The organism is Bradyrhizobium sp. (genome assembly GCF_016462955.1).
Classification (GTDB): Bacteria; Pseudomonadota; Alphaproteobacteria; order Rhizobiales; family Xanthobacteraceae; genus Bradyrhizobium.
Genome location: NZ_JAEMSD010000318.1, coordinates 426 through 8,226, shown reverse-complemented (window position 1 = coordinate 8,226; position 7,801 = coordinate 426). Strand labels below are relative to the sequence as shown.

The following is a 7,801-nucleotide window of genomic DNA, read 5'->3' as shown; positions in this document are numbered from 1 at the left end:
GAGAAACCATGAAGGCGTCCGCTCCGTCGCCGCCATTGAGGATGTCGTTGCCCGGACCGCCCTCGAGCATGTCGTCTCCGGGCGCCGGCGTCGGGGTAGTCGTTGCCTGCGCGACCCATCACATTGTCGTTCATGGCGCCTCCGTACAGATGGTCATCGCCGTCCCCCGCCCCGAACGTCGTCGCTGCCGTTGCCTCCGTCGAGAAGGTCGTTGCCTGCATCGCCCGCCAGGTGGTCGTCGCCTTCACCCCCATAGAGCCCATCGTCGCCGCGGAGCCCGAAGTAGAGATCGTTCTTGGCGGTGGCCCTGAGCCAGATCTCTTTTCCAAACTCCCGCCAGCAGTACCGAGCCGTCACCTTGTGCCGTATCCCAACTGATCAGCACGCCGGCGCGGGTGTCCTGGAATTTGAACTGCTCGGGTTCGATGTTCATGAGGGCGAGATGATCAAACATGTCCGGTCCGGCACGAAAATCGGTGACACGGCCTGGCCGTATGTCGGGTGAGATCATGAATCCGTCGGCATCTGGGCCACCGATCACAAGGTCGTTTCCCGGTCCGCCGTCGAAATCGCCATGACCGCTGCCCTCGTTGAGCATGTCGTCCCGCGCCGCTTTGCTCTCCTGACTACGGTCATGTTCGTGCGCACGGCCACGGTCGGGGTCATGATCGTAGGAGTGTTCGTGTCGCCGCGCTCGTGGATCGCGCTGTCTCATGCGAAGGTATTTGCACGACTTTCGCTGATGAGCCGATCGGCCAACGTGTCGGCGACTACTGGTGCGACCCTTGTCCAGACTTGTGACCATCGCACGTGTCCATCTTCTGCATCATCTCGTCATGCGGGTGGCACCGACGGCGGCTGCGTCGACGTGCGCCTTCGCCAACGTGCAACTCCTTGAGTTTGCCTAGGAAACAACCTCATCGGCGGGCCGTTGCGATCGACCGGCGGAGTAAGCGAGTGTTCGCCGTCGCCAGCGAGCGCGGCACCGCGGTGAGATTCATAGGAACGTTGAACGTGACGAGGATTTGGGGGTTGGGCTGGACCGTAAAGGAGTAGCGCAATGCGCAGCAAATCACACGAACACCACGACGCTTGCGAGCAGGATGGCGGTATTGGCCGTGCGGTAGTCCCGCCGGGGCGGCGCGGTCGTTCCGTTCGCGCCATGACATCGGCTGCGCTGGGAGCAGCAGGTGTAGGGCGCGACCGTCGAACGGTGGCGCACCGGGGGGCCACTTTCCCGCACGGGTACCGGGTCGGTGCGTGCCAATGGCACCGCCGTCGGCAGACAGCCCCCTAGCGTGAGCGGAGCCTCCGACCGCAAGAAGACCGGTACGGAGTAGAAAGCCTCGGTACCGCCAAACTGAGGACGGCCGGCTGCGCTTTAAATTGCGCAAACATATCGCACGTTGAGCATTCATGCCTTCAATTCGTGCATTCGCTCCTAGTTCTCCGCTGGCCGTTTCGTTGATCTGGCTCAACTGCATCGCTCGCGGATCACGCTTTCATTGTTTCCGGATCAGAAATCTGATTTGATCGCTTACGAGTGAACGGATTAGAGAGGAGAATTAGAGATGAACACCCGCAAATTGTTTGTTGCCGCTGCCATTATGAGCTTGGTCGCGCTTCCGGCTATGGCGCAGTCTACCCCGGCGGGAGACGACAAGAGTGGTGGCCACCACTATACAGGTGGACCGAAGGCCGAGCCGCACCACATGGGTAGGAAAGAAAGCATGGGTTCGAAGAAGAAAAGCAAGTCCGGCGGCAGCCATCATTATGGCGGCGGACCGAAGACCGACGTGCCGCACCACATGGGGCCTAAGAAGGAACAATGATTTCGAAACAGTGATCCTCCGAGCACGTCGTTGGATCACACTCCGCCTTTCGGGGCTAGCTGAGCTCCGCTCTGTTTCGACCCGTTCAGGAACCAGGGGTTAAGTAGCGCCTAGATGCTGGCTGGCTCGACCGGCGATCGTTGCAATCGATGTTATGAAGAGCGCGGCCCCCCTGAAAGAGACCGCGGTCAACCAACAGCCGATGGGGAGTCCGCAACCGTCCCCGCACCACCGAGAAAGACAATTTCAGGCTCATCATATCATTTAAAACTTATGGTCTGGCACTCTGTCAGATCAATGCTGCTTCCCGATTGTGGCTGCGCCCGATTGGATCCGTGAAGAACGGCGCATGGAGCAACATCCCAAAGCATTGCACCAGCCAATTGGCCGTCCTAGCCCGCCGCTTGACTTATGCATTCTCCGGCTGCCTCGCTCACGACATAGTTTAGCCGCCGAGCAGTTACAACTCCGGAGCGGTGGCTTAAGCCGCAGTCGAGGACCTCAGCGCAACGCTGTCGATTCGCGACGGAACAGGCGGCAAGTGGCTCTCCACAAAAGTCCGCTAAATTAAGCTATTTGTGCGCGCCATGTCCGACATGTTGGTTCTCGCCCTCTTCTTCCTTTTGCTGCATCATCTGATCATGCGTCCTCGGAGCACTTCTCACGAGCGCTTGATACTGTTCTGCGGTGAGCTTCGGCATTTTCCGCAAGAAAGCGACCAAATCCCAAAGAACCTCATCCTCATGCGTTGGACCCCAAGCGGGCATTCCGGTCATCTTGATTCCATGCTTGATTACCCAGAACTCCTCAACGGGCGTGAGGCTACTTCCGCGCCTAAGTTCGGGCGCTCTCGGATAGAGACCCCGGCTGATCTCAGTTCGCTTCATGCCGGGCGCTAGGTGGCAGGTAGCGCACATTTCCGCATATTGGCCGGCACCCGATGCGATGCGTTTTCCATCATCGAGGTCCTTCGGGACTGGATCGGAGGCGCGTACAGCGATCGAGTATTCTCTCACCTTTTGCATTAGCCAATACACCGGCTGACTGTGGGGGGTATCGGCGGCGATATCGAAGGCGCCACTGCGGACGAAAAACCACCCACCGGCGCCAATTGACACGAGAATACCGAGAACGATCCACGCGACAGCGAACCGTGGCCGCCTAGCGTCCAATTCAGATAAACGGATCATGCTGTCACCGCGACCTGTTCACAGAGGGAAACCTTGGTGCAAACCAATCTGCTACTTCTCCGTTGCTTCCATGGCGTTCTGCAGATGCACCACACACGCTTTTAAATCCTTCTTCTGCATCATCTCTTCCGCTGCCTTCATTTCGTTTGCGGCGATTTTCTTCGCCTCGCCGTTCGGCATCGCTTGAACATCGGCCTTCAACGTCTTGATGGAAGTCTCGCTGCACTCCATCTTGTGGCCCTCATGAGCCAAGACGGAAGTCAGCGGCGTGGTTGAGATGACCGCAAGACAGATTGTGCTAATCGCAGAGGCAGTCCACTTCAACAAGGTGGTCATGTATTTCTCCGTTGCATACTTTGTTTTGGCAGCATACCTCAGGTGGGCCGCCGTCGCACCAGGCTAGCAACGTCGAGTCTTGCTTTCCTGGAGCTTCGTTGCTGTGATGCCACCCTCCGTATTCTCGGCAACAACCTCACCTTTATCTCCGACCACCACCTGCTGAAGCGTTACAGTATCCTTGACTCTTTGCGGGTCCGTGCTTGCGGTTATCCTTCCTACGCTCGCGTCGATCTTCGGTCACCTCGCCATTGATCTCTGCGGCCGCCGCAGTGGGCGGCAAAGCTGCGAAGATGGCCGCTCGGGCCGTCGTACGAAAGATTCTCATGTAGTTCTCCTTTCGGTTTAGGTTTCGTGGTTTTTCATAGCGACGATTAACCATCAGGCGGCGCCGAATGGGGTCGAGCCGGCGATAATGATCTATCCCGTTCATCGTGTGGTGCGACTTGTGACAGTGGAAGGCCCAATCTCCTGGGGTTGTCGGCGACAAAAGATCTTCGTTCGGCAAGCGGGCGTGGCTCAGCGGGACTTCCGAATATTGGTGATCATCACAGCGTTTCGTAGCCTAGCCACTTCAAATTGCACGAAGTCCCCGGGCCGCAGATCTTTCAGCATCCGACGGTTCGTGACATGGAACGGCATTTCCATGGCCTGCATCCTAATGCTGCCGTCGGCACTTTGCATATCTTCGGTAAGAATGGTCACTGAAGGAGCAGCGCCCAAACCCGAGTCGATAGCTTTGATCTGACCTTTCGCATGCACGTGTCCCGATGGAGAAACAAGGTATCTGTGCTCCCGATTCAGCTTTTCCATCCACTCGCTGGGCGTGCTTGTCAGCGTTTGGGCCGCTGCAGGCACGATCCCAGCTGCGGAGCCTAACGCTATCGCTACAAAAACGACTGCTTGGCGCACGATTATCTCCTCCTCTTTGCCGGCCGCGCACGGGCGCTCGATAGGGCGTCATCGATCGATGCATCATTGCACAGCGAGTTTTGGCAGCTTTGATTTTCCACAAGCAACTCAGAGCGCGTCGCAAGTTTGTGCCATCATATTGAAACTCCGTTCTTTGGTTGAATCTGTGCTAACGCAATCGGCGCGCGCCAGCTGTTTCGCTTCCGCTTTCGCGTGTTCGAGCCAACCCGTTCACTTGGACTTTTGCATCTTCGTGATGGTCACTCCCTCCGAAGCGCGCTCGGCTTCGAACTTGACCTTGTCGCCTACCTTCAAGTTCTTGAGCATGTCCGGATGATTGACGCGCAGGACCATCGTCATTGCGTCCATCTCCAGATTCTTGATCGGTCCGTGTTTGAGCGTGATTTTTCCAGCGGCGGCATCGATCTTTTTAACTTCACCCTGGACCATGGCGTTCTGCGCGAGTGCAGGGGCTGCGGAGGTGACGATCGAGGCAAGGACGATGGCGATCTTCAGAGTTCTCATTTGAATCCTTGTTGCTATGGCGGTTACTCAGTGGATTACTTCAGGTCGAAGTGCCGATTGTGCCGGGCTCCCCATGCCCCGAAATTCAGATATGCACACTCAAACTGCGCGGTTTTGTTTTTTCAAACGATCTCATTCCGCCGTCTTTCGGAGAGGCCGCCTTGCATTTGGATCGTCCTGCTCCATGTTGGATGTGTCTTCATGGCTTCGGTATGCTTCAGGTTCTCGCTGCTCGTGGCATCGACGAGTTCTTTCAAATTCACCGTTGTTGCGGAGGGCGAACCCACCTGGATCGGCGCAGGCATGTACATCATCGATCCTCCATTTCGCCCATCGTGGCCTGTACCACGCGCGCCGGCTTCTTAGGATCGTCGGGTTCGCCCGCTGGAAGAGAGTCGTCGTGGCTGTGACCCTTAGGACCCTCGTCTGCGACGCAATGGCGGTGATCCGCGTCAGCTCAGCCAGCGCGATGAGAGACGTGGCGTGTTGCATGCCGTTTCCCTCTGTGTTGCCGAAGCGGCCAGTAATTCCTGATACTACAATGCCATTCATCCCTTCATGCGCTTCTTTGCCTTCATGTCGCCCTCTTTTGGAATACTCGCAGGCTTATCCTTGCGCATTGGTTGTTCCGAAGGTGCGGCGACTTCAAAGGCGACAGTTCCGGCAGGATATTTGTAGGGGCCCGGATCGCTATAGTCGTCCGGCGCCAAACCCTCGCGGATTTTCATCACTGTGAACATTCCCCCCATCTCGATTGGACCGAATTGGCCAGAGCCGGTCATCATGGGTAGCGTGTTATCCGGTGCGGGCATTTCCATTTCCCCCATCGCCATACCTGTCGATCCCATGACCATCGCGTCGGGCGCGAGCTTCCCAACGGCTTTTGCAAGATCCTTCTTCGACACGCCGATGAAATTTCGGACGTCGTGTCCCATCGCATTCATGGTGTGGTGCGACTTGTGGCAGTGGAATGCCCAGTCGCCAGGATTGTCAGCGACAACATCGAACGCGCGGATGGCACCGACCGGTACATCGATCGTTGTTTCCGGCCATTGCGCGCTTTCGGGTACCCAGCCTCCATCGGTACAGCTCACAGAGAAGCTATGCCCGTGAAGGTGGATAGGATGGTTCGTCATCGTGAGGTTGCCAATGCGCACTCGGACCTTGTCGTTTAACCGCACCGCGAGCGGATCGATGCCCGGAAACACGCGACTGTTCCAAGTCCACATGTTGAAGTCGGTCATTTCCGTCACTTTAGGAAGGTAAGTGCCAGGGTCGATCAGATAGGTGCTCATGATAAAGACGAAGTCGCGATCGACAGGCCGGAAGTTGGGATCGCGCGGATGCACGACGATCATTCCCATCATGCCCATCGCCATCTGAACCATTTCGTCCGAGTGCGGATGATACATGAATGTCCCGCTGTGCTTCATCTGGAATTCGTAGACGAAGGTCTTGCCGGGTGGAATGTGGGGTTGGTTGAGCCCACCGACGCCATCCATGCCGTTGGGCAGAAGCACACCGTGCCAATGGACGGTCGTCTGCTCGGGGAGCTTGTTCGTGACGAAAATGCGCACCTTGTCTCCTTCAACAGCCTCGATCGTCGGGCCAGGAGACTGACCGTTATATCCCCATAGATGCACCTTCATCCCTGGGGAAAATTCACGCACGACGGGCTCTGCAATTAGATGGAATTCCTTCCAGTCGCCGTTCATCCGCCACGGCAACGACCATCCGTTCAGCGTGACGACCGGGCGATAGTCCGGGCCCGACGTTGGATGGAGCGGCGGCTGCATCACTGCCTTCTCCATGATCGGCGCCTCGGGAATAGCAGCGGCCTGTACCCGCCCGCTCACCGCGCCTGCGCTCACCAGTGCCGCCGTCCCGATAAATCGTCTTCGCGATAGCATCTTCGTCTCCTTTAATGCCCCCCGCCGGCTTGGGCCGTTGTGGTGGATCGTGAACCTGAAGGCTGCTCCTCGCCGGCCCGTCGGCCGCCGCCGTTCACGGCGGTCTGCAATTCGGACTCTGCCAGCCAAAAATCCCGCTTCGCGTCGATGGCGGCACGCAGAACCGCAAGCCGCTGTCTGGCTTCGGTCAGCAGCGCAAACACATCGACTTGCATACTGGAGAAGCGAAGCTGCATCTCCTCTGAGATGATCTGTCTAAGCGGCAGGACCTCTCGTTGATAGTGCCCCGCGATGTCGTAAGTCGAGCGATAGACGCGGTAGGCATTCCTTGCTTCCGAGCGGACGTTGACGGCCTTCTCGGTCAGTAGATTGAACGCCTGATTGTAGATCTCGGTGGCTTGACGGACGCCGACCTCGCCGCCGTCGAAGACCGGGATCTGGAACTGGATGTCGAAGCCACGTTCTTTGAATGGCGGACCCTCCAGCTCGCGCGTTTTTTTGTCTATCCCCGCCACGTCGAGCAGCGTCACGAAGCGGCTCGCCTGCGTGAGCTGCATTGCTTTCGCGAGCGCCAGCAGTTCGATGCGTGCCATCTGCAGGTCCAGCCGATGTCCGACCGCATCGACCTCGATTCTCGGGAGCGAGCGCGGACGACCCGGCAACGTAGGCAGCCGCTGCGGCAGCCGGATGCCAATGTCGCCGCCCCAAAGCCCAAGAAGTCTGATCAGTTGCTCGCGCGAACTCGCCGCCTCCTGCCGTAGCGCGGCCAGATCGGCGGTGGTCTCGGCGTAGAAGGCCTGTTCGCGGGCTTGGTCAAGCTTGTTCAATGAGCCTGTCCGACCAAGCTGCTCCGCAAGCTGAGCGGTGGATTCTGCGGTCGACTTCGCGTCAGTGAAAAGTACCACCAGTTCATTGGCCGCAACGGCGCGATAATAAGTCCGCCGCACCTCGGCCGCGAGCCGTAGGGTGTCCTCGGCGGCACGGAGCTGCGCCTTTCGGAAGCGGTCCCGCGCTATGTCCGAGCGGAACGGGAGGGTCGCCAGCGCAAGGATGTCGCCGACGACCTGTCGTTCGACTTCCAAGGCACCGTTTCCGG

The 7,801-nt window shown here is 58.2% G+C and carries 12 protein-coding genes; 1 reads left to right on the top strand and 11 read right to left on the bottom strand.

Annotated elements, in window-relative coordinates; all coding sequences use genetic code 11:
- The 4 genes from JHD07_RS26450 to JHD07_RS26440 form a co-directional block, all read right to left on the bottom strand.
- The coding region (locus JHD07_RS26450; protein WP_291627404.1) for a hypothetical protein at positions 1 to 70 on the bottom strand (70 nt) is incomplete at its 3' end.
- Positions 71 to 153: 83 nt separating this feature from the next.
- The gene (locus JHD07_RS39885) at positions 154 to 318 is read right to left on the bottom strand and encodes a hypothetical protein (protein WP_366865231.1); all 165 of its coding nucleotides are present in this window, start codon (positions 316 to 318) and stop codon (positions 154 to 156) included.
- Positions 245 to 598, bottom strand: coding sequence for a hypothetical protein (locus tag JHD07_RS26445; protein ID WP_291627403.1), 354 nt, complete (start codon positions 596 to 598; stop codon positions 245 to 247). Before JHD07_RS26445 ends, JHD07_RS39885 begins: the two co-directional genes overlap by 74 nt.
- A gap of 474 nt (positions 599 to 1,072) precedes the next feature.
- Positions 1,073 to 1,222 (bottom strand): hypothetical protein, encoded by a 150-nt coding sequence (locus JHD07_RS26440; protein WP_291627402.1) that lies wholly within the window; start codon positions 1,220 to 1,222, stop codon positions 1,073 to 1,075.
- 349 nt (positions 1,223 to 1,571) lie between these two features.
- Here JHD07_RS26440 and JHD07_RS26435 point away from each other — a divergent pair, with 349 nt between their 5' ends.
- Positions 1,572 to 1,832: a hypothetical protein gene (locus JHD07_RS26435; RefSeq protein WP_291627401.1), complete on the top strand. Its 261-nt coding sequence runs from the start codon at positions 1,572 to 1,574 to the stop codon at positions 1,830 to 1,832.
- A gap of 572 nt (positions 1,833 to 2,404) precedes the next feature.
- On the opposite strand, the gene JHD07_RS26430 is transcribed toward JHD07_RS26435, so the two are convergent.
- The 7 genes from JHD07_RS26430 to JHD07_RS26400 all read right to left on the bottom strand — a co-directional run.
- Complete coding sequence (locus JHD07_RS26430; protein ID WP_291627400.1) at positions 2,405 to 3,022, bottom strand: cytochrome c; 618 nt, start codon at positions 3,020 to 3,022, stop codon at positions 2,405 to 2,407.
- Between the two features lie 51 nt (positions 3,023 to 3,073).
- Entirely contained in the window at positions 3,074 to 3,358 is a 285-nt protein-coding gene (locus JHD07_RS26425) for a hypothetical protein (protein WP_291627399.1), read from the bottom strand.
- A 519-nt stretch (positions 3,359 to 3,877) separates the two neighbouring features.
- The gene (locus JHD07_RS26420; RefSeq protein WP_291627398.1) at positions 3,878 to 4,270 is read right to left on the bottom strand and encodes a copper-binding protein; all 393 of its coding nucleotides are present in this window, start codon (positions 4,268 to 4,270) and stop codon (positions 3,878 to 3,880) included.
- Positions 4,271 to 4,501: 231 nt separating this feature from the next.
- The gene (locus tag JHD07_RS26415; protein WP_291627397.1) at positions 4,502 to 4,795 is read right to left on the bottom strand and encodes a copper-binding protein; all 294 of its coding nucleotides are present in this window, start codon (positions 4,793 to 4,795) and stop codon (positions 4,502 to 4,504) included.
- A gap of 122 nt (positions 4,796 to 4,917) precedes the next feature.
- The gene (locus JHD07_RS26410; RefSeq protein WP_291627396.1) at positions 4,918 to 5,109 is read right to left on the bottom strand and encodes a hypothetical protein; all 192 of its coding nucleotides are present in this window, start codon (positions 5,107 to 5,109) and stop codon (positions 4,918 to 4,920) included.
- A 234-nt stretch (positions 5,110 to 5,343) separates the two neighbouring features.
- A complete protein-coding gene (locus JHD07_RS26405) occupies positions 5,344 to 6,705 on the bottom strand; it encodes a copper oxidase (protein WP_291627395.1) in 1,362 nt (453 codons plus the stop codon).
- 11 nt (positions 6,706 to 6,716) lie between these two features.
- Positions 6,717 to 7,801, bottom strand: a 1,085-nt coding sequence (locus tag JHD07_RS26400) for a TolC family protein (protein ID WP_291627394.1), incomplete at its 5' end; no start/stop codon positions are given.

What these genes read in the sequence shown, in the direction of transcription:
- JHD07_RS26445 (WP_291627403.1), bottom strand. Translation starts at nt 598, where the DNA reads ATGCTCAACGAGGGCAGCGGTCATGGCGATTTCGACGGCGGACCGGGA.
- JHD07_RS26430 (WP_291627400.1), bottom strand. Translation starts at nt 3,022, where the DNA reads ATGATCCGTTTATCTGAATTGGACGCTAGGCGGCCACGGTTCGCTGTC.
- JHD07_RS26410 (WP_291627396.1), bottom strand. Translation starts at nt 5,109, where the DNA reads ATGATGTACATGCCTGCGCCGATCCAGGTGGGTTCGCCCTCCGCAACA.
- JHD07_RS26405 (WP_291627395.1), bottom strand. Translation starts at nt 6,705, where the DNA reads ATGCTATCGCGAAGACGATTTATCGGGACGGCGGCACTGGTGAGCGCA.
- JHD07_RS26435 (WP_291627401.1), top strand. Translation starts at nt 1,572, where the DNA reads ATGAACACCCGCAAATTGTTTGTTGCCGCTGCCATTATGAGCTTGGTC.
- JHD07_RS26415 (WP_291627397.1), bottom strand. Translation starts at nt 4,795, where the DNA reads ATGAGAACTCTGAAGATCGCCATCGTCCTTGCCTCGATCGTCACCTCC.
- JHD07_RS26425 (WP_291627399.1), bottom strand. Translation starts at nt 3,358, where the DNA reads ATGACCACCTTGTTGAAGTGGACTGCCTCTGCGATTAGCACAATCTGT.